Raw genomic sequence first — 21,166 nt, forward strand, 5'->3', positions numbered from 1 at the left:
CCGGAGTTCACCCATGAAGAAAGCTTCCACCCGCCGCATCGCCTTCAGCCTGCTGGCCCTGGCCATGTCCGGCTCCGCGCTGGCCGCCGGCAACGCCGTGCTGGCCATCTACCAGCAGCCCGAGACGCTCGACCCCTACAACACCAACACGACCATCACCACGGCCGTGACCAAGAGTTTCTATGAAGGCCTGTTCGCGTTCGACAAGGACATGAAGGTCAAGAACGTGCTGGCCGAGAGCTACGAAGTGTCGAACGACGGCCTCGTCTATACCTTCAAGCTGCGCTCGGGCGTCAAGTTCCACGACGGCACCGACTTCAACGCCGCCGCGGCCAAGACCACCCTCGACCGCGTGATGAACCCCGAGAACCGCCTGCTGCGCGCCAACCAGTTCAACCGCGTCGCCAAAGTCGAGGCCGTGAACCCGACCACGCTGCGCATCACGCTCAAGGAGCCCTTCGGCCCCTTCATCAATGCGCTGGCCCACGCCTCGGCCGCGATGATCTCGCCCGCCGCGCTGGCCAAGTGGGGCAGCAAGGACATCGCCTTCCACCCCGTGGGCACCGGCCCGTTCGAGTTCGTCGAATGGAAGCAGACCGAGGCCATCGTGGGCAAGAAGTTCGCGGGCTACTGGAAGAAGGGCTATCCCAAGGTCGATCAGGTCACCTGGAAGCCTGTGATCGAGAACAACACCCGCGCTGCCATGCTGCAGACGGGCGAGGCCGACTTCGCCTTCACGCTGCCCTATGAGCAGATCGCCACGCTCAAGAAGAGCGACAAGGTCACGGTGGTGTCCGCGCCGTCGATCATCCAGCGCTTCCTCACCTTCAACATGCTGCAAAAGCCGTATGACAACCCCAAGGTGCGCGAAGCCATCGGCTACGCCATCAACAAGGAAGCGCTGGCCAAGGTGGCCTTCAACGGCCATGCCTTCCCGGCCCAGGGCTTCGTGCCGCAGGGCGTGGAATACGCGGTGAAGATGCAGCCCATTCCCTACAACGTGGCCAAGGCCAAGGAACTGCTGAAGGAAGCGGGCTACCCCAACGGTTTCGAATCCGTGTTGTGGAGCGGCTACAACAACACCACCAGCCAGAAGGTGATCCAGTTCATCCAGCAGCAGTTGCAGCAGGTCGGCATCAAGGTGTCGGTGCAGGCACTGGAGCCCGGCCAGCGCGCCGAGCAGGTGGATTCATGGCCCGATCCCAAGACCGCCAAGGTGCGCCTGTACTACATCGGCTGGTCTTCCTCCACCGGCGAGGCCGACTGGGCGTTGCGCCCCCTGTTCTCCACGGAGTCATGGGCGCCGAAGCTGGCGAACTACGCCTTCTATAGCAACCCCGTGGTGGACGAGTCCATCGCCAAGGCGCTGCTGACCACCAACGGCGCCGAGCGCGCGGCGCTCTACAAGACCGCGCAGGAGCAACTCGCCAAGGACCTGCCGCGCATCCCGCTGGTGACGGAGGACGTGCTGTACGCCCACGCCAAGCGCCTGTCCGGTGTGCATGTGATGCCCGACGGCAACATCAACAGCGACGAGATCGACCTGAAATAACAGGCCAAGACCGCCCCGCGCGCCAATCTGGCGTGCGCGGGCTGCTCCTGTTTTCATCAAAAAACACATCGCTGCGCCCGCAGCGCCGCACCCATGCTGAACTACTTTCTCAAACGACTGCTGGGACTCTTGCCCACGCTGCTGATCGTGGCTGTGCTGGTGTTCCTGTTCGTCCACATGCTGCCCGGCGACCCCGCGCGCCTGGCGGCGGGGCAGGACGCCGACGAGGCCGCCGTCGCGGTAGTGCGCCACGACCTGGGCCTGGACAGGCCGCTGCCCGAGCAGTTCGTGCACTTCTTCACGCGCATGGTTCAGGGCGACTTCGGCAAGTCCATCCGCACCGGCCGCACGGTGGCGGCCGAGATCGGCGAGCGCTTCATGCCCACGCTGGCGCTCACGGTCACCAGCATGGTCTGGGCGGTCATCTTCGGCATGGGCATCGGCATCATCTCGGCCGTGTATCGCAACCAATGGCCCGACCGGCTGGGCATGACGCTGGCGGTATCGGGTATCTCGTTTCCCGCGTTCGCGCTGGGCATGGTGCTGATGCAGGTGTTCTCGGTCAACCTGGGCTGGTTGCCCACGGTGGGTGCGGCAAGCTGGCAGCACTACATCCTGCCCTCCATCACGTTGGGGGCGGCCGTTGCCGCGGTGATGGCGCGCTTCACCCGCGCGTCGTTCGTCGAGGTGGTGCAGGAAGACTTCGTGCGCACGGCGCGCGCCAAGGGGCTCAACGAGCGCCTCGTGATCTTGAAGCATTGCCTGCGCAATGCGCTCATTCCCGTCATCACCATGATGGGGCTGCAGTTCGGCTTCCTGCTGGGCGGCTCCATCGTGGTGGAGGCCGTCTTCAACTGGCCGGGCCTGGGTCGCCTGCTGGTGGATGCCGTGACCATGCGGGACTACCCCGTGATCCAGACGCTGGTGCTGCTGTTCTCGCTGGAGTTCATCCTCATCAATCTCGTGGTGGACATGCTCTACGGCTTCATCAATCCCACCATCCGCTACAAGTGACCACGGCGGCCTGCATCCCATTCCACGAACACGAAGAGACGGTATGACCACGCCCTCCATCCCCACGCCTCCCGATGCCGCGCAACTGGCGGCCGCCTCGGTGGCGCCTGCCGCTGCCAGTTCCGGCGCGGTCCGCACGCCCTGGCGCGAGTTCTGGCGCAAGTTCAAGAAGCAGCGCGTGGCCATGGTGGCGCTGGCTTTCGTGCTGCTGCTGGTGCTGGTGGCCGTGCTGGCACCGGTCCTGGTGCCTTACGACCCCGAAGGCTTTTTCGACTACGAAAGGCTGAACGAACTGCCGTCGGCCGTCCACTGGTTCGGCGTGGACCCGCTGGGGCGCGACATCTTCAGCCGCATCCTGATGGGCGCGCGAATCTCGCTGGCGGCGGGATTCCTGTCGGTGCTCATCGGCTGCCTGATCGGCACGACCCTCGGTCTGCTGGCCGGGTACTACGAGGGATGGTGGGACCGCGTGGTGATGCGCATCTCGGACGTGCTGTTCGCCTTCCCCGGCATCTTGCTGGCGCTCGGCGTGGTAGCCATCCTGGGCAGCAACATGACGAACGTCATCGTGGCCGTGGCGGTGTTCAGCGTGCCGGCCTTCGCGCGGCTGGTGCGCGGCAACACGCTGGTGCTCAAGCAGATGACCTACATCGAATCGGCGCGCAGCATCGGTGCGTCGGACTGGACCATCATCGTGCGGCACATCCTGCCGGGCACGATCTCTTCGATCGTCGTGTACTTCACGATGCGCGTGGGCACCTCGATCATCACGGCGGCCAGCCTGTCGTTCCTGGGCATGGGCGCGCAGCCGCCCACGCCGGAATGGGGCGCCATGCTCAACGAGGCCCGTGCGGACATGGTGAACGCACCGCACGTGGCGCTGTTCCCCAGCCTGGCCATTTTCCTGACCGTGCTCGCCTTCAATCTGCTGGGGGACGGCTTGCGCGATGCCCTCGACCCGAAGATCGACCGGCAGTCATGAGACCGTCTTCGACAGGCATCACGGCGGCATTGGTGCCGCCACGCATCGGCAATCTGCTGGCCGGGCCACTCGATGCCATCACCGACGTGGCGGGCGTGACCGTGGGACATGCGACGCGCGATGACGGTCCGGTGCAGACCGGCGTCACCGTGATCCATCCGCATGGGCTGGACCCCTATCGCCACAAGGTGCCGGCCGGTGCGGCGGTGATCAATGGCTTCGGCAAGAGCGTGGGCCTGGTGCAGTTGGCGGAGCTGGGGCAGCTGGAGACGCCGATCGCGTTGACCAACACCTTCTCTGTCGGCGCCATGGCCCAGGCGCAGATCCGCCAATGCATCGAGGCCAATCCGGAGACGGGCAGGGCGCTGCCCACGGTCAATCCGCTGGTGCTGGAGTGCAATGACGGTTTTTTGAACGACATCCAGCGCATGGCCCTGGACGGGGGCGACTACCTGGCGGCGTGCGGCAACGCCGGCGCGCGCGCGGCACAGGGTTCGGTGGGCGCGGGGCGGGGCATGTCGAGTTTCCAGCTGAAAGGCGGCATCGGCACGGCGTCGCGCCGGGTGCCGCTGCGCCAGGGGGGCATCTGCACGGTCGGCGCACTGGTGTTGGCCAACTACGGGCTGCTTCCGAACCTGGTATGGGGCGGCAAGGCCATCGGTGCCGAAGTGGCCACCCTGCTGGACGACAGCGCGCGCGCGCAGTCTGCGGAGACCGAACGCGGCTCCATCATCATGGTGCTCGCCACCGATGCGCCGCTGGATGCCCGCCAACTGAACCGCCTGGCCCTGCGCGCGGGCGCAGGTCTGGCACGCACCGGCTCGGTCTACGGCCATGGCAGCGGCGACATCGCCCTGGCGTTCTCCACGGGCTACACCCTGCCGCATCTGGCGGACCAGCCCATGCCGGCCACGCCGATGCTGCACGAAACCTTGCTGGACGGCCTGTTCCAGGCAGCGGCCGACAGCGTGGAGCAGGCCATCGTCCATGCCCTGTGGCATGCCACGCCCGTCACCGGCCGGGATGGGCACCACCGCCCTGCATTGCGCGGGTTGCTGCCCTGTCTGCCCGCATCGATTTCCTGAAGCCCCCTCCATGAAAATTCTCATTTCCGTCGATATCGAAGGCGTCGCTGGCGTCTACCACCCCGAGCAGGTGCGGCCCGGCAATCCCGAATACGAGCGCGCGCGGCGCCTGATGGCGGCCGAGGCCAACGCGGCGATCGCAGGCGCCTTCGATGCCGGGGCCTCCGAGGTTTACGTGAACGATTCGCACGGTGGTTTCCGGAACATGCCGCCGGACCTGCTGGACGAGCGCGCGCAGGCCATCCAGGGCAAGCCCCGCTACCTGAGCATGGTGGCGGGCGTGGAACTGGGCATGGACGGCGTGTGCCTCATCGGCTATCACTCCCGAGCCCAGGGGCGCGGCATACTGGCCCACACCATCAACAGCTTCGCCTTCGCGCGCATCGCCTTCAACGGCCAGGAACTGGGCGAGGCGGGGATCTATGGCGCCCTGGCAGGCGCCTATGGGGCGCCGGTGATCATGGGGTCGGGTGACGACGTGTTCATCGCGGAAACCCAGCCGCTGTTTCCCCAGGCCCGGTTCGTGCAAACCAAGCGGGCGACGGGCCAGACGAGCGGCATCAGCCTGTCGCCCGCGCAGTCCTGCGCGGCCATCCGGGCGGGCGTGGCGGCAGCCGTGCAGGATTGTGCTGCCATACCGCCTTTTCGCATCGAGGGCGAGATTCTGGTGGACGTGCAGGCCCAGACGCCTGCCCTGGCCGATCTGTTCTGCCAGTGGCCCACGCTGGAGCGCGCGGCCTCCAACGCCGTGCGCTTTCAGGCACCGGACACCGAGTCGGCCGTGCGAATGGTCAATTGCCTATCGGCCATGTCGAGCATGCTGCGATGAACGGCGAACCGCATTTTTTGGCGCGCCCGCGAAGGTCGGCATCCTGGCCGGCATGGGGCCGGCGGCAGGTGTGGATTTCGCCCGCCTGTTCCTCAAGGCGTCCGAGCGCTGGCTGCGGGACCATGGTTTGGCGGTTCAGGACCAGGCATACCCCGAGCACTGGATGGCACAGGTCCCGGTGGCGGACCGGTCCCGCGCGCTCAGCGATGCAAACGCACCGCAGCCGTTGGACGAAATGGCGCGGGTGCTGCAGCAACTCTCTGCCGTGGGCGCCCGCGCCGTGGCCATCTCGTGCAACACCGCGCACGCCTGGCACGCTGCACTGCAGGAGCGGGTGCCGTCCGTGGACCTGCTGCACATCGCACGTGAGACTGCCGCCGAATTGCAGCGGCGGGGCATCCGCAAAGTGGCGCTGCTGGCCACGCAAGGCACCTACGGCATGGGCCTATACGACACCGTCATGGCGGCCCATGGCATCGAATGCGTGATTCCCGATTCCTCCGAGCGTGAAGAACTCATGCAGGGCATCTACCAAGGGGTCAAGGCCGGGAACCTGGCGTTGGCGCAGGCATGTTTCACGCGCGTGGGCAGGCAGTTGCGTGGGCGCCATGGCGATGGCATCGCCTTGATCATGGCCTGCACCGAAATCCCGCTGGCCTTGCCCCAGGCCCCGCAAGCGCAAGGCTGGACATTGATCGATCCTTCCGAAATCCTGGCCATGGCGCTGGCCCGCAAGGCCTACGAAGGGCACGTCGGGCACTGATCCGGCAGGGCTTGGCCGTTGCGGCATGCGACGGGGCGCAGAGACTGGCCACAATAGCGCCATGTCCGATGTGCATTCCCCCGAACTCCTCGCGCAAGTGGCCGCGCTGCCGCCGCTGCCGGGTGTCTACCGCTACTTTGATGCGCAAGGCGCCTTGCTCTATGTGGGCAAGGCACGCAACCTCAAGAAGCGCGTCTCCAGCTACTTCACCAAGACCCATGGCGGTACGCGGATCGGCCACATGGTGGGCCGGATCGTCCGGCTGGAAACCACGGTGGTGCGCTCCGAGGCCGAGGCACTGCTGCTGGAAAACAACCTCATCAAGTCGCTGAATCCGAAATACAACATTCTGTTTCGGGACGACAAGAGCTATCCGTATCTCAAGATCACCGGCGTGGCCGGCAAGGACGGCACCGGCGAGGCGCCAAGCCAGCTCTTCCCGCGCATGGCCTACTACCGCGGCGCCATCGACAAGCGGCACCGCTACTTCGGTCCTTACCCGGGGGCCTGGGCGGTCAAGGAAACCATCTTGCTGCTGCAGAAGGTGTTTCGCCTGCGCACCTGCGAAGACACGGTGTTTGCCAACCGCACCCGGCCCTGCCTGTTGTATCAGATCAAGCGCTGTACCGGTCCCTGCGTGGATTTGATCTCGCCCCAGGCCTACGCGAGCGATGTCGCGCATGCGGAAGCCATGCTGCGGGGCGAGACGCAAGAGCTGCTGCGATCGATGGAGGCCCGCATGATGGAGCATTCCGGCCGCCTCGAGTTCGAGCAGGCAGCCGATGTACGCAACCAGATCACCGCGCTGTCGCGCGTGCTGCACCAGCAGGCCATCGAAACCGTGTCCGACAAGGATGTGGACATTCTGGCAGTGAAGGTGCTGGGGGGGCGCGCCTGCGTGAATCTGGCCATGGTGCGGGGAGGTCGGCACCTGGGCGACCGGGCGTACTTTCCCGTGCACGTGGAAGACGCTGCGGCCGTATTCCAGGCAGAGGAGGCCGCGGACGACGCTGGGTCCACGAGTGAGGCCGCTTCCATTGAAGGCGGGCAGGGCGGTGAATTGGCTGGCACCACGGTGGATGAAGGAAAGTCGGCTCAGTCCATGCGTTCTGCACCGGCGCGTTCCGTCGAGGCTCAGGTGCTGGAGGCCTTCATCGCGCAGCATTACATCGGCGTGCCGGTGCCCCCTGCGCTCATCGTGAGCCACCCGGTCGATCGCGCATTGATCGATGCGCTGTCCCAACAGACCGGCGTGCGGGTGACGGCGGTGCACCAGCCGCGGGAGCAGCGCCGCGCCTGGCTGGACATGGCTCAGAAAAATGCAGACATCCAGCTGGCCCGCCTGCTGGCCGAAGAGGGTTCGCAGCAGGCGCGTACCCGGGCCCTCGCCGAGGCGCTGGACCTGAGCGAAGAGGACCTCGATACCCTCACGATCGAGTGCTTCGACATCTCGCACACGGCGGGCGAGTCCACTCAGGCGTCTTGCGTGGTGTTCCACCATCACAAAATGCAGAGCAGCGAGTATCGGCGCTTCAAGATCGAAGGCATCACGGGCGGAGACGACTATGCAGCCATGCGGCAGGTGCTCATGCGCCGCTACAGCAAGGTCGCGGAAGCGCAGCGCGAGGCCGGGGGCGCGGAGCCCGCGCCAGGCCAGGCCCGCCTGCCCGACCTGGTGCTGGTGGACGGCGGCAAGGGGCAGGTGAGCATGGCGCGCGAGGTGTTCACCGAACTCGGCCTGGACCTCAGTCGCATCGTCGGCGTCGAAAAAGGCGAGGGCCGAAAGGTGGGGCTGGAAGAATTGGTGTTTGCCGATGGGCGTGAAAAGGTCTACCTGGGCCGGGACTCCGCTGCCTTGATGCTGGTCGCTCAGATCCGCGACGAGGCGCACCGCTTCGCGATCACCGGCATGCGGGCGGCGCGGGCCAAGATGCGTGTGGGCGGGGGGCAACTGGAGGAGATTCCGGGCGTGGGGCCGAAGAAGCGGGCTCGGCTGCTGCAGCGGTTCGGCGGCGTGCGCGGTGTCGCAGCGGCCAGCGTGGAGGACCTGATCACGGTGGAGGGCATTTCGCGCGATCTGGCCGAGGAGATCTATCGCGCGCTGCGTTGACTGGATTGGCCTCGTTCGGCGATGGTGGCCGAACGGGCATGACACAATCGCCGCATGTTCCTGACCATCCCCACCATCATGACCTGGACGCGCATTGTCGCGATACCTTTGATCGTGGGGGTGTTCTACGCGCCACTGGAGCCGACCACGCGCAATCTCATCGCGACGGTGATGTTCGTCATCTTCGCCGCGACGGACTGGCTGGATGGCTATCTGGCGCGCAAGCTCAACCAGACCTCGTCGTTCGGCGCCTTCCTCGACCCGGTGGCAGACAAGTTCCTGGTCTGTGCCTCCTTGCTCGTGCTCGTGCATCTTCAGCGGGCCGATGTCTTCGTTGCGATGATCATCATCGGGCGCGAAATCGCAATCTCAGCACTGCGCGAGTGGATGGCGCAAATCGGCGCGTCGCGCAGCGTGGCTGTGCACATGCTGGGCAAGGTCAAGACCACGGTGCAGATGATCGCGATCCCTTTTCTTCTGTACGACGGACAGCTGTTCGGCGTGGTCGACACGGGCGTCTGGGGCACATGGCTGATCTGGATTGCCGCTGTGCTCACGGTGTGGTCGATGGTGTATTACCTTCAGAAGGCGCTTCCGGAAATTCGGGCGCGGGTCAAGAAGTGACGGTGCATTGCATCGTGGATGGACGGGTGGTGCGAGCACGGAAATTCCGTCCAGCAGATTGTCAATACGGGATGTGCCTATGGGCGCAACGCCACCGAGAAAAAGCCCTTGGAAGCCCCGGCCCGCTTCACAAATGCGTCTAGAATTCGCTGCTACGCTGCCGTAAAACGGCGCACTGTATTGACACCCGGAAAGTCGATGGCTTTAATCTGACACAGCAGAATCTGCCCCAGTGTCAGCCCTTCCCCGCCTGCTTGATGTGCCACTTCGTTGCGGCTCGGTACGGCGCGTGTCGGAGGGCCAGATTTGCAAAAGACATTCCATCCACTCTTTTCCCGAGAGGCTTCTTGTGAATAAAACCGAACTGATTGAGCACATTGCTAACAACGCCGACATCTCCAAGGCTGCAGCAGCGCGAGCGCTGGAGTCCACGATCGAGGCGGTCAAGAAGACCCTGAAGAAGGGCGGTACGGTGTCTCTCGTCGGTTTTGGCACTTTTGCCGTGGGCAAGCGCGCTGCGCGCACCGGCCGTAATCCCCGTACGGGCGATACGATTAAGATCAAGGCTGCTAAAGTCCCGAAGTTCCGTCCAGGCAAGGCATTGAAGGATGCTCTGAACTGATGGTTTATGTTTAAGGTGGGGTGCTTAGCTCAGTTGGTAGAGCGGCGCCCTTACAAGGCGTAGGTCGGCGGTTCGACCCCGTCAGCACCCACCACTGAACAAAAAGGCGAACGCGAGTTCGCCTTTTCTTTTGTCGCCACTGAAAGATCGCACATGTTCGAATCCATCCGCAAGCACTCCAAGATCGTGATGTTCTTGCTGTTCTTGCTGATCATTCCGTCTTTTGTCCTTGTCGGCATCGACCGCAGCTACTTCTCCAGCAAGAGTCCAGTGGTCGCACGCGTCGATGGCCACGACATCACGCAGGACGAATGGGACAACGCCCATCGCGCTGAAACGGACCGCATTCGCGCGCAATCTCCCACGGTGGATGCCAAGCTGCTCGATACGCCTCAGGCGCGCTATGCGACCTTGGAGCGGATGGTGCGTGATCGTGTTTTGCAGACCGCCGCGCAGAAGATGCACCTCATCGCCAGCGACGCGCAGCTGGCCCGCACTTTGCAGGGCATTCCTGCCATCGCGAATCTCAGGCGCCCGGATGGCACGCTGGATGCGGAGGCCTATCGCGCCATCGTAGGAGCGCAGGGACTGACGCCGGAAGGTTTTGAAGCCAATGTGCGCCGCGACATTTCCGTGAATCAGGTGATGTCGGGTGTGCTGGGTTCGGCCTTCAGCAGCAACGCACAATCTCAACTGGCGCTGGACGCGTTGTATCAGCGGCGCGAAATCCAGATCGCGCGCTTCAATGCCGCCGACTTCGCCACCAAGGTCACGCCTTCGGATGCCGACCTGGAGGCTTATTACACGTCGCATGCAGCGTCGTTCCAGCAGTCCGAGCAGGCCAACATCGAATATGTGGTGCTGGACACGAATGCAGTGCAGTCCAGCATCGTCGTGAACGAAGAAGACCTGCGCACCTACTACAAGCAAAATCTGGAACGCTTGGCTGGCAAGGAAGAGCGCCGCGCCAGCCACATCCTGATCAATGCGAGCAAGGACGCCCCTGCTGCCGATCGTGAAAAAGCCAAGGCACGTGCGACCGAACTGCTGGAGCAGGTTCGCAAGGCCCCTGGCACGTTCGCCGAATTGGCCAAGAAATACTCGCAGGATACTGGCTCCGCAGCCTCTGGCGGAGATCTGGATTTCTTCGCCCGCGGTGCGATGGTCAAACCGTTCGAGGATGCCGCCTTCTCCATGAAGAAGGGCGAGATCAGCAACGTGGTGGAGTCCGACTTCGGCTATCACATCATTTTGTTGACCGACATCAAGGCGCCCAAGCAACCCAGCTTCGAGCAATTGCGCCCCACGCTAGCGACAGAGCTGAAGCAGCAGCAGGCCCAACGCAAGTTTGCGGAAGTGGCCGAAGCGTTCACCAACGGGGTGTACGAACAGGCAGACGGTCTGCAATCCGTCGCAGAGAAGCTCAAGCTCAAGGTGCAGACCGCTAATGGCGTGATGCGCACGCCTGCTGCGGGGGCGCAGGGGCCTTTGGCCAATCAGCGCTTCCTGGAGGCTCTGTTCTCCCCGGATTCGCTGGAGCACAAGCGGAACACCGAAGCCATCGAAACCGGGCCCAGCGCCCTGGTGGCCGGGCGAATCACGTCGTATACGCCTGCGCGTGCATTGCCGCTGCAAGATGTTCGTGCCCGCGTGAAGGATTTGTATGTGGCTGAGAAGTCCGCGGAAATGGCTCGCAAGGAAGGTGAAGCCAAGCTTGCGGCCTGGAAGGCTGCACCTGCATCGGCCACAGGCCTCGCGCCTGCACTCACCGTTTCTCGGGATCAGCCGCAGAATCTGCCTCGGCCTGTGATCGATGCCGCGCTGCAGTCCAATGTGGATGCTTTGCCTTCATGGACTGGCGTGAGCCTGGGCGCCCAGGGCTACGCTGTGGTGAAGGTCAACCGCTTGGTGCCCCGTCCTGCCCCTGATGAGGCGGCAAACCGCCAACAACATCAGCAGTATGCGCAGGCTGCAGGTTCCGCAGAAGCGTTGGCGTATTACGAATTGCTGAAAGACCGCTTCAAGGTGCAGTTCAAGGTACCTCGCCCAGCGGTTGCGCCTGTTCTGGAAAATTGATGGCTTTTTCCTCAGAGGTCGATTGATTTGTGGGTATAATTTGAGTCTGCGGTGGCTGTAGCTCAGTTGGTAGAGTCCAGGATTGTGATTCCTGTTGTCGTGGGTTCGAGCCCCATCAGCCACCCCAAAATCACCAAAGCGCTGCAATCGAAAGGTTGCAGCGCTTTTTTCTTGTGCGCGTGGTGTTTGCCGATTTCAGATTGCCCATGAATTGTTCGTGGCGTGACTTGCACAAGGCCAAGCCGCCTACAAAAACTGTGAGGCCACCTGCTCAGAATGGAAAAAGTTCTGAAAGGGCTCGAGATGCATGAGAAACACGCGCAAGAGACAGTTTTTGGAGTGGCCGACGGGGCTACTTACACAGCCGAGTTGTGTCTGAGCAAGGCAGGACGCTATTACTTCGCACAGATCCAGGTAGACGGCCATAACCTGCCTCTACCCGAAGACCACTGGGCCACCCGTGACGAAGCCATGGTTGCGCTCTCCGATTTTGCTTCTGGGGCCCGTAAACTGGATGAGCCGCAAGTGGCAGGTGCTACGAAAAAATGATTCTGCTCACTGAGAGAGCGAATTCAATCCAAGGGCCTGCACGAACCTTCATTCAGGCCTTCAGTTCGATTCAGATGTCTTCCAGCAAAGCATAAGGTAGCGTGCCTAACGCAAGGGGCACGCCCTCTGCGCCGCCTGCGCGAAGCGATTCGCCCGTGGAGGCGATTTGCAGCGACACCAGGGCGTCCATGCCCCCCGTGGGAGACTCCGCTGTTTGCACGACCAAACCGCAGGGTTGTTCTGCATCGCTGGCGGCGAACACCTCCGATCCCACCGTGATCGGACGGGCTGCATGGGCGAGATAGGTGCGTCGTTTCAACGTGCCGCGGAATTGACTGCGAGCCACGATCTCCTGGCCGGGATAGCAGCCCTTCTTGAAATTCACTCCCCCAACGGATTCGTAGTTCAACATCTGGGGCACGAACACATCCACCAGAGCGGCTGTCAGAGTCGCGACTCCGCTCTGAACTTCGCCCCACTCCCACATGCCGGGTGCGAGCAAATTCCCGACCGGCGCAGGGGCGGTGGTCGGTGCCACCCATAGTGCGCGCGGCTGACCCACTGCCGGATACAGATGCACCACGGTGGCAACGTCCCGCTCGGCTTTGGACCACGGTGAGGGTGGCTCACCCGCTGCCAGAGCGGTCACCGCATTCCCTGCCAAGCCATATAGCGCGAAATCTGCCGTGGCATCGCTCAACCGTGCCTTGGCACGCAGCACGAACATGGACAGCCGTTTGAGCGTAGGAGCGAGCAGGTCGCCACTGCAGATCAACAGCACTTCCGTGGCGCTGCGCTTGAAGCCGATGAAGCTGGCCTGCACCCGTCCCTTGGCGGAAAGGAATGCGGCCAATCGGGCCTCATCCATACCCAGCAGCGCGAAATCCTGGGTGAGCTGGCCATGCAGGAATTTCGCTGCATCTTCCCCTTCCACGCGAATCACGCCGAGGTGGGGAAGGGGGGCTATGCCGTTCAAGGGATAAGTCATGGCTGAATTATGATGCCCGGTTCCTTCCCTACAGGCTGCCAAGGTTGTGCGTCGTTTTTTCGCGTTGTTGCTAGTCATTGTGTGCTCCGCCACTGCGGCAGCGGTGTGGTGGTTGCACCAGCCCATACCCGTTCGCAGCGGCGTATCCTCCGCGCAGCCGCTGGAGTTGGCGATCGAGCCAGGCACTACGCCCCGCGGTGTAGCGCGTGATGTGGTCGCCGCCGGTGTCGACTCCGATCCACGTCTGCTCTACGCCTGGTTTCGCTTGTCCGGTCAGGATCGCCTGATCAAAGCCGGGAACTACGAAATTCCGCCAGGCACCACCCCACGCGAGCTGCTGCAAAAACTCGTGCGTGGGGAAGAGGCTCTGCGCGCCGTCACCTTGGTAGAAGGATGGACCTTTCGGCAGGTCCGCCAGGCGCTGGCGCGCGAAGAGCAGCTAAAGCCCGATACCAAAGGCCTCGCTGACGACGCCATCATGGCGCGCCTCGAGCGTCCCGGCGTGCCGGCGGAGGGCCGCTTTTTCCCCGATACCTACACCTATGCCAAAGGCAGCAGCGATTTGTCCGTGCTCCGCCGGGCGATGCATGCCATGGACCGGCGCCTGGAGGCGGCTTGGGCGCAACGTGCGGCGGACACGCCTTTGCGAAGCGCCGACGAAGCCCTCACCCTGGCGAGCATTGTGGAAAAGGAAACGGGCCGTTCTTCCGACCGCGCACAGATCGCGGGCGTCTTCAGCAACCGATTGAAGGCGGGCATGCTGCTTCAAACCGATCCCACCGTGATTTACGGTCTGGGTGAAAAATTCGACGGCAACCTGCGCCGGCGTGACCTGCTTGCGGACACGCCCTGGAACACCTACACCCGTCCCGGCCTTCCCCCGACGCCCATCGCCATGCCGGGCAAGGCCTCGCTCATCGCTGCAGTCCAGCCGGAGAAGACCAACGCCTTGTATTTCGTTGCCCGGGGCGACGGGACCAGCCAGTTCAGCCCAACCCTCGATGAGCACAACCGGGCCGTCAACCGCTACCAGCGGGGGCAGCCTTGACCACGCCCCAACCCGGCAGAAAGTCCACCATGGAGCCAGCGGGACGGTTCATCACATTCGAAGGCATCGACGGTGCGGGCAAGTCATCGCACATCGATGCCTTGGCGGCTGCCTTTCGGCGTCACGGCCAGACCGTCACGGTCACCCGGGAACCCGGCGGCACGCCGTTGGCGGAAAAGATTCGCGCGCTTTTGCTGAATGACGCCATGGACGCTCTCACGGAGTCGCTGCTGGTGTTCGCGGGGCGCCGCGACCACCTGCGCTGCGTGATCGAGCCTGCGTTGGCAAGGGGCGAGGTGGTGCTGTGCGACCGCTTCACGGATGCCACTTTCGCGTATCAGGGTGGAGGACGCGGCTTCGATGCGAAGGTGCTATCTATTTTGGAGCGCATCACCCAATCAGGTAACGCACTGGAGCCTGAAAAAATGCGTGATCCTGATCTGACGATCTGGTTCGATCTCCCTCCGGAGACAGCCGCAGCACGCCTGGCCGATGCACGTGCTCCTGATCGCTTCGAATCGCAGCCTGCCGAGTTTTTTGGCCGGGTGCGGCAGGGTTATGCCGATCGCGCCTCTGCTGCGCCGCAGCGCTTCGTGCGCCTGGACGCAGGACAGCCCCGGGATGCGGTGTGGTCGCAATTGGCAGGCGCGCTGGTCCAGCGAGGCTGGCTGCAGTCGGGCACTTCAGACGTCGGCGCGGGTGCACCATGAGCCATCCTCGATTGATCGCCCCGTGGATTGCCGCACAACGCCAGACGCTGCTGGCACAGCGGGGTCATGCGTGGCTGCTGAGTGGCCCGTCCGGGCTGGGCCAGTATGCGTTGGCGATGGAGTTGGTACGAGCCTGGTTGTGCGATACGCCCACAAATGATGGCGCATGTGGTCACTGCGGCAGTTGCCATGCGGTCGAGGTCAGAACGCATGCGGATCTTTGTGTACTCATGCCCGAGACGCAGATGATGGAGCGCGGCTGGCCATTGCCAGAGAAGGCGCAGTCTGAGATCGACGACAAGAAGCGCAAGGCCAGCCGCGAGATCCGCGTGGATGCTATGCGGGACGCCGTGCAGTTCGCGCAGCGCACATCCGCCCGCGGGCGTGGTAAGGCTGTGCTCGTGTACCCGGCCGAGCAGATGAACAACGTCACGGCCAATGCGTTGCTCAAGACGCTGGAAGAGCCGGCAGGCGACGTGCGATTTGTCCTGGCCACCGAGGCCGCGCACCAGTTGCTGCCCACTATCCGAAGCCGCTGCCTGGGGCACACGATGCAATGGCCGTCTGAATCCGACATGGTGAATTGGCTGGTTCAGCAAGGTCTGGAATCCGATGCTGCCAGCGCATTTCTGCGTGCATGCGGCGGTCGTCCCGACGACGCACTGAGCCTGGCCCGCGCCGGACGCAGCCCGCAATCGTGGTCGCAGCTGCCAAAGGCGGTCGCACGGGGCGATGTCACGGCGTTGGCCGATGCCTCTCCTGCCCAGGCGGTGGACGCGTTGCAAAAAATTTGCCATGACCTGATGGCGTGCCGGGTCGGCGCGGCGCCACGCTACTTTGCAGTGGCGGACCTGCCGACGCCGCCGGGCCTCGGGCCTTTGAGCCGCTGGGCGAAGGCTTTGGCAAAAGAGGCACGTACCGCCGATCACCCCTTCAATGCGGGGCTCATGCTGGAAGCGCTTGTTGCGCAGGCGCGAAACACCCTACACTCGCGCCATTGAAGAAGACGCCCCAAGACCATGAGCAGCCCCTCTACCGCGCCCCGTCCCAGCGTCATGCAGCTGGCCATCAAGGAGAAGGCGGCTCTGTATGCGGCCTATATCCCCTTGTTCGCCGAAGGCGGCATCTTTGTGCCGACGCAGCGCGAATACAAGCTGGGCGATGATGTCTACGTGCTGCTGACGTTGCCGGAAGACACGCAGCGGTATCCCGTCGCGGGGCGAGTGGCCTGGGTGACCCCCGCGCGGGCGGCCGGGAATCGGACACAGGGTGTCGGCATTCAGTTTCCGAGGGATGAGAAATCCCGCATTCTCAAGCTCAAGATCGAAGAGTTGCTTGGAACCAGTCTGGGGTCGGACCGGCCGACCCAGACCCTCTGAGCGCCCCGCGCCTTTGCCATGCCGACCGACTGCCGGTCGGCATTTTTGTTTGGATTGCGCATGTTCACAGATTCCCACTGCCATCTCACCTTTCCTGATTTGGTCTCCCAACTGCCAGCCATTCGCCAGGCCATGTCCGATGCCAGCGTGGATCGTGCGCTCTGCATCTGCACTACCCTGGAAGAGTTCTCCGATGTGCACGGGCTGGCCATGGCCTACGACAACTTCTGGAGCAGCGTGGGCGTTCATCCCGACAACGAAGGCATTGCCGAACCATCCGAGCAGGACCTGCTCGATCGTGCTGCCTTGCCGAGGGTGATAGCCATCGGCGAGACCGGTCTCGACTACTACGGCATGGAAGATCGGAAAGGAGGGCGTAGCATCGCTGATCTGGAATGGCAGCGTGATCGTTTCCGCACGCACATCCGTGCTGCCCGCACGTGCGGCAAGCCCTTGGTCATCCATACGAGAAGCGCGTCGGACGACACCCTGGCGATCCTGCGCGAAGAGGGCGAGAACGGGATTGGAAACCTGGCTGGCGGGGTATTCCACTGTTTCACCGAGACCGCAGAGGTGGCTCGCGCGGCCCTCGATCTGGGCTACTACATTTCGTTTTCCGGCATCGTGACGTTCAAGAGCGCCCAGCATTTGCGGGATGTGGCGGCTTTCGTGCCGCTGGATCGGATGCTCATCGAAACCGACAGCCCCTACCTTGCGCCGGTGCCCTACCGTGGCAAGACCAACAACCCATCGTATGTCCCTTTCGTGGCGCAACAACTGGCTGAGGTCAAAGGGATGCCCGTGCAGGAGGTGGCGCTGGCCACGAGCCGCAATTTCGACACACTGTTCTTTTCTGGAGCCACCCCATCATGATGGTCCGTCGCCGAGTGCTTGCTTCCTTTGCTTTGGCCGCCGCGGCGCTGTGCGGCGCATGTGCCCACGCCGGTGCGTATGAGGATTTCTTTACCGCCGTATTGCGCGACGACGACTCCGGCATCAACTCGCTGGTACGCCGGGGATTCGATCCGAATACGCGCAATCCGAAGGGTGAGGTCGCGCTCACGCTTGCCTTGAAAGAAGGTTCCATGCGCGCCTTTGCGGCGCTGATGGCGGCCAAGGGTATCAAGGTGGAGGAGCGGAACGTCAAGGATGAAAGCCCGCTGATGTTGGCCGCGATCAAGGGCAATGTCGAGGCGGCGCGCGCGCTCATTGCCAAGGATGCCGATGTCAACAAGACGGGGTGGACGCCTCTGCACTATGCAGCTTCCGGCACCACGCCGCAGCAGGCGGCCATCACCACGCTGCTACTGGAAAATCACGCCTACATCGACGCCGCCTCGCCCAACGGCACCACGCCCTTGATGATGGCGGTGAGCTACGGCACGGCCGACGTGGCCAAGCTGCTGCTGGACGAAGGAGCGGACCCCACGTTGCGCAATCAGATCGGTCTGGGTGCCGCTGATTTCGCGCGGCGTGCCGACCGCAAGGACATGGAGGAACTCGTGGCTGAGGCCGTGCGCCAGCGGCAACCCCGCCGCGGACAGTGGTAAGGCGGCGAAGCGTTTCGCCCTCGGTCGGACCTGAGCGCAGCGGAGGTTCAGTGCCCCGCAGGGCGGGCCTGGAGCCGGGCGTACAGACCGCCTTGGGCGATCAAGTCGGCGTGCGTGCCCTGTTCGGCGATGCGTCCACGCTCCATCACCACCACCCGGTCGGCATGCTCGATGGTGGACAGGCGATGCGCGATCACGAGCGTGGTGCGCCCCTGCATGAGGCGCTGCAGCGCGTCTTGTACCAGACGCTCTGATTCGGTATCCAGTGCCGATGTGGCTTCGTCCAAGATGAGGATCGGCGCATCCTTGTAAAGCGCTCGGGCAATGGCCAGGCGCTGGCGCTGCCCGCCCGACAGCTGCGTCGCGTTGTGGCCCACCACGGTGTGCATGCCTGAAGGCAGCGCCGCCACATGCTCGGCCAGGTTCGCGGCGGCCAGACAGTCCTGAACGCGCTGCTCATCGATTTCGCCGCCCAACGCCACGTTGGCTGCCACCGTGTCGTTGAACATCACCACGTCCTGGCTGACCATGGCAAACTGCGACCGCAGGGCTTGCAGGTTCCAGCGCGACACAGGCTGGCCATCCAGGAGGACCTGGCCGGCGCTCGGCGCGATGAAGCGGGGCAACAGGTTTACCAAAGTGGTTTTCCCGGCGCCGGACGGGCCTACGAGCGCCACGGTTTCTCCAGGGTGCACGGTCAGGTTCACGTGGTCCAGGGCCATGGCCTGCTCGTCGCCGAACGCCACGGTGACGTCTTCCAGGGTAATGGCTCCCGAGGTGCGCTCGGGCGCGTGGTCGCCTCCGTCCTCTGCCCGGGTGTCTCCCAGCAGGGTCAATCCGCGTTCGAGGGCCGCGACCCCCCGGGTCACGGGATTGGCCACGTCCGCCAGGCGGCGGATCGGTGCGATGAGCATGAGCATGGCGGTGATGAATGCCGCAAAGCCACCCACGGTCACATCGCGGTCGCCGCTGGCATGGCTCTGCCAGAGCGCCACGCAAATCACGCCCGACAGGGCTGCAGCGGCGAGCAATTGAGTGAGCGGGGTCATCGCTGCCGAAGCGATGGTGGCCTTGATGGCCAGCCGGCGCAGGCTCTGGCTCAGAACACCGAAGCGCCGCGACTGGCTGGGTTGCGCACCGTGCAGCCGAACCATGCGATGTGCCAGCACGTTTTCTTCCACCACGTAGGCCAACTGGTCGGTCGCTTCCTGGCTGCTTTTGGTGATGCGGTAGAGCCGCCGGGACAGCGTCTTCATGATCCAGGCCACGCCCGGCACCACGATGGCGACGATGAGCGTGAGCTGCCAATTGAGGTAGAGCAGGTATCCCAGCAGGGCGATCAGGGTGAATCCGTCGCGAGACAGCCCCATCAGCGCCTGCACGAGCAGCGTGGCGCCGGTCTGCACTTCGTACACCACGGTGTTGGACAGGGTGCTGGCCGACTGCCGCGTGAACAGGGCCATTTCGGCTGCGAGCAGGCGGTCGAAGAGCGCCTCGCGCAGCTTCATCATGCCTTCGTTGGCAATGCGGGCGAGAGCGTATTGCCCCGCGAACTGCGCCAATCCCCGTACCAGAAACACACCCATGATGGCCAGCGGAACCATCCAGAGTTTCAAGGAGCCTTCGGTGAATCCCTGGTCTAGCAGGGGCTTGAGCAGCGCGGGAATGAGGGGCTCAGTGACCGCTCCGACCAGCGTGGCCAGCACGGCGAGTGTCCATGCGGAGCGCTGGTTGCCGAAGTAAACGGAAAGCCGCCGGAGCCTGGTGGCCAGGGTGAGGCGGGCGGTTTGCTCGGAAGCCGGAAGGGGGCGGGGGTCTGGGGCGTGCATGAGGCGCGGATTCTACGTAGGACCGCATCCAAACCTTGCACAGTTTGTCACAGGGGTATCCCCCCAGTGTGTAACATCCACGGTCTGTCCACCGGCATTTGCTCGGTATCCGATGGCTGCCAATGACTATTGACCGAAATCCATCCTCCATTCTTGCTGCGGCTCTGCCGCACCTTTCTCGCCGGCACGCTATCACCGCGCTGGTTTCTTCCTCCGCACTGCCTGCACTGGCCCAGTTCAGGGTCGAAATCACCGGCGTGGGTTTGACCCAGCTTCCCTTTGCGATCTCGCCGTTCCGTGGTGAGGCGCAGTCCCCGCAAAAGATCTCGGCCATCATCCAGGCCGACCTGGAGCGCAGTGGCCAGTTCCGGGCGGTCGATTCTTCCGGGCCGGCGCTCGACGAAACGTCGCGCCCCGACGTCGCCCTTTGGAAGCAAAAGGGCGCGGAATCGCTCACGACCGGCAGCATCGCGCGCTTGCCCGATGGTCGCTTCGACATCCGCTTTCGTCTGTGGGACGTGGTGCGCGGCCAGGACCTCGGCGGCCAGAGCTTCGTGGTCACGCAGGGTGACCTGCGTCTGGTGGCCCACCGCATCGCTGATTTCATCTACGAAAAGCTCACGGGCCAGCGCGGGGTGTTCTCGACCCGCATTGCGTATGTCACCAAGTCCGGTCCGCGCTACAGCCTCTGGGTGGCCGATGCTGATGGAGAGAACGCGCAATCGGCGTTGTCCAGCCCGGAGCCCATCATTTCGCCGGCCTGGTCTCCCAGCGGTGGGCAATTGGCCTATGTGTCTTTCGAGTCGCGCAAGCCGGTTGTGTATGTGCACGATGTGGCCTCGGGCCGGCGCCGCCTGATCGCCAACTTCAGGGGCTCCAACAGCGCGCCTGCATGGTCTCCCGACGGCCGCACGCTCGCCGTGACTCTGAGCCGCGACGGTGGCTCGCAGCTCTACACCATCGATGCCAATGGCGGCGAGCCTCGCCGTCTCATGCAGAGCACCGGCATCGATACCGAACCCATGTTCTCGAGCGATGGCCGTAGCATCTACTTCGTGAGCGATCGGGGCGGCGCACCGCAGATCTACAAGGTCGGCACCTCGGGCGGCAATGCCGAGCGTGTGACGTTCACTGGTTCCTACAATATTTCCCCCAGCATCAGCCCCGACGGCAAGTGGCTGGCTTACGTCTCGCGCATCGGCGGTGCGTTCAAGCTGCACGTCATGGATCTGGCGACGGGTACGGCCACGGCCGTGACCGACACCACTGCGGATGAAAACCCCAGCTTTGCGCCCAACAGCCGCCTGATCGTCTACGCGACGCAGCAACAAGGCCGGGAAGCGCTCATGACGACCACGCTGGACGGCAAGATCAAGGCACGCTTGGCCGGGCAAGGCGGTGATATCCGCGAGCCCGACTGGGGCCCGTTCCAAAAACAGTGACCGCCCATCTTTCG

20 protein-coding genes and 2 tRNA genes are annotated in these 21,166 nt (G+C 63.8%); 20 read left to right on the plus strand and 2 right to left on the minus strand.

Annotated elements, in window-relative coordinates; translation table 11 throughout:
* Positions 1-13 precede the first annotated feature (13 nt).
* From gsiB to R1Z03_RS08225, 13 genes are all read left to right on the plus strand, one after another.
* Positions 14-1,552, plus strand: coding sequence for a glutathione ABC transporter substrate-binding protein GsiB (gsiB, locus tag R1Z03_RS08165; RefSeq protein WP_317358558.1), 1,539 nt, complete (start codon positions 14-16; stop codon positions 1,550-1,552).
* A 93-nt stretch (positions 1,553-1,645) separates the two neighbouring features.
* Positions 1,646-2,566, plus strand: a complete 921-nt coding sequence (gsiC, locus tag R1Z03_RS08170; RefSeq protein ID WP_284412092.1) for a glutathione ABC transporter permease GsiC — start codon at positions 1,646-1,648, stop codon at positions 2,564-2,566.
* Positions 2,567-2,609: 43 nt separating this feature from the next.
* Positions 2,610-3,548, plus strand: coding sequence for a glutathione ABC transporter permease GsiD (gene gsiD / locus R1Z03_RS08175; protein ID WP_272568665.1), 939 nt, complete (start codon positions 2,610-2,612; stop codon positions 3,546-3,548).
* On the plus strand, positions 3,545-4,633 hold the full coding sequence (locus tag R1Z03_RS08180) for a P1 family peptidase (protein WP_317358562.1): 1,089 nt from the start codon (positions 3,545-3,547) through the stop codon (positions 4,631-4,633). Before gsiD ends, R1Z03_RS08180 begins: the two co-directional genes overlap by 4 nt.
* A gap of 10 nt (positions 4,634-4,643) precedes the next feature.
* Positions 4,644-5,462, plus strand: coding sequence for a M55 family metallopeptidase (locus R1Z03_RS08185; protein WP_317358564.1), 819 nt, complete (start codon positions 4,644-4,646; stop codon positions 5,460-5,462).
* A gap of 40 nt (positions 5,463-5,502) precedes the next feature.
* Complete coding sequence (locus R1Z03_RS08190) at positions 5,503-6,225, plus strand: amino acid racemase (RefSeq protein ID WP_317360300.1); 723 nt, start codon at positions 5,503-5,505, stop codon at positions 6,223-6,225.
* Positions 6,226-6,286: 61 nt separating this feature from the next.
* Positions 6,287-8,335 carry an excinuclease ABC subunit UvrC gene (gene uvrC, locus R1Z03_RS08195; RefSeq protein ID WP_317358566.1) on the plus strand — a complete coding sequence of 683 codons (2,049 nt, stop codon included), beginning with the start codon at positions 6,287-6,289 and terminating at the stop codon, positions 8,333-8,335.
* Between the two features lie 54 nt (positions 8,336-8,389).
* Positions 8,390-8,959 (plus strand): CDP-diacylglycerol--glycerol-3-phosphate 3-phosphatidyltransferase, encoded by a 570-nt coding sequence (pgsA, locus tag R1Z03_RS08200; RefSeq protein WP_272568672.1) that lies wholly within the window; start codon positions 8,390-8,392, stop codon positions 8,957-8,959.
* Between the two features lie 349 nt (positions 8,960-9,308).
* A complete protein-coding gene (locus R1Z03_RS08205) occupies positions 9,309-9,581 on the plus strand; it encodes an HU family DNA-binding protein (protein WP_007858657.1) in 273 nt (90 codons plus the stop codon).
* Between the two features lie 18 nt (positions 9,582-9,599).
* Positions 9,600-9,675: transfer RNA gene (locus R1Z03_RS08210), tRNA-Val, on the plus strand.
* A gap of 59 nt (positions 9,676-9,734) precedes the next feature.
* The gene (locus R1Z03_RS08215; RefSeq protein WP_317358574.1) at positions 9,735-11,657 is read left to right on the plus strand and encodes a SurA N-terminal domain-containing protein; all 1,923 of its coding nucleotides are present in this window, start codon (positions 9,735-9,737) and stop codon (positions 11,655-11,657) included.
* A gap of 51 nt (positions 11,658-11,708) precedes the next feature.
* A tRNA-His gene (locus R1Z03_RS08220) sits at positions 11,709-11,784 on the plus strand.
* Positions 11,785-11,933: 149 nt separating this feature from the next.
* Positions 11,934-12,206, plus strand: coding sequence for a hypothetical protein (locus R1Z03_RS08225; RefSeq protein ID WP_284430757.1), 273 nt, complete (start codon positions 11,934-11,936; stop codon positions 12,204-12,206).
* A 70-nt stretch (positions 12,207-12,276) separates the two neighbouring features.
* On the opposite strand, the gene R1Z03_RS08230 is transcribed toward R1Z03_RS08225, so the two are convergent.
* A complete protein-coding gene (locus R1Z03_RS08230; protein ID WP_317358577.1) occupies positions 12,277-13,194 on the minus strand; it encodes a folate-binding protein in 918 nt (305 codons plus the stop codon).
* Positions 13,195-13,240: 46 nt separating this feature from the next.
* Here R1Z03_RS08230 and mltG point away from each other — a divergent pair, with 46 nt between their 5' ends.
* Genes mltG through R1Z03_RS08260 form a run of 6 tightly spaced genes read left to right on the plus strand, consistent with a single transcriptional unit; the run spans position 13,241 to position 17,881 of the window.
* Positions 13,241-14,242 (plus strand): endolytic transglycosylase MltG, encoded by a 1,002-nt coding sequence (mltG, locus tag R1Z03_RS08235; RefSeq protein WP_317358579.1) that lies wholly within the window; start codon positions 13,241-13,243, stop codon positions 14,240-14,242.
* A gap of 29 nt (positions 14,243-14,271) precedes the next feature.
* Complete coding sequence (gene tmk, locus R1Z03_RS08240) at positions 14,272-14,952, plus strand: dTMP kinase (protein WP_317360303.1); 681 nt, start codon at positions 14,272-14,274, stop codon at positions 14,950-14,952.
* Entirely contained in the window at positions 14,949-15,953 is a 1,005-nt protein-coding gene (locus R1Z03_RS08245; RefSeq protein ID WP_317358581.1) for a DNA polymerase III subunit delta', read from the plus strand. Before tmk ends, R1Z03_RS08245 begins: the two co-directional genes overlap by 4 nt.
* Before the next feature lie 18 nt (positions 15,954-15,971).
* A complete protein-coding gene (locus R1Z03_RS08250) occupies positions 15,972-16,331 on the plus strand; it encodes a PilZ domain-containing protein (protein WP_272568678.1) in 360 nt (119 codons plus the stop codon).
* A 60-nt stretch (positions 16,332-16,391) separates the two neighbouring features.
* A complete protein-coding gene (locus R1Z03_RS08255; protein ID WP_284430761.1) occupies positions 16,392-17,204 on the plus strand; it encodes a TatD family hydrolase in 813 nt (270 codons plus the stop codon).
* Positions 17,201-17,881 (plus strand): ankyrin repeat domain-containing protein, encoded by a 681-nt coding sequence (locus R1Z03_RS08260; RefSeq protein ID WP_317358588.1) that lies wholly within the window; start codon positions 17,201-17,203, stop codon positions 17,879-17,881. The genes R1Z03_RS08255 and R1Z03_RS08260 overlap by 4 nt, the downstream gene beginning before the upstream one ends.
* A 47-nt stretch (positions 17,882-17,928) precedes the next feature.
* Here the strand turns inward: R1Z03_RS08260 and msbA are convergent, their stop codons facing one another.
* Positions 17,929-19,710: a lipid A export permease/ATP-binding protein MsbA gene (msbA, locus tag R1Z03_RS08265; RefSeq protein ID WP_317358590.1), complete on the minus strand. Its 1,782-nt coding sequence runs from the start codon at positions 19,708-19,710 to the stop codon at positions 17,929-17,931.
* A gap of 122 nt (positions 19,711-19,832) precedes the next feature.
* Between msbA and tolB the strand changes: the two genes are divergently transcribed.
* Positions 19,833-21,152: a Tol-Pal system beta propeller repeat protein TolB gene (tolB, locus tag R1Z03_RS08270; RefSeq protein WP_284430764.1), complete on the plus strand. Its 1,320-nt coding sequence runs from the start codon at positions 19,833-19,835 to the stop codon at positions 21,150-21,152.
* Positions 21,153-21,166 lie beyond the last annotated feature (14 nt).

This window comes from Acidovorax sp. BLS4, from assembly GCF_032929295.1.
GTDB lineage: Bacteria > Pseudomonadota > Gammaproteobacteria > Burkholderiales > Burkholderiaceae_C > Paracidovorax.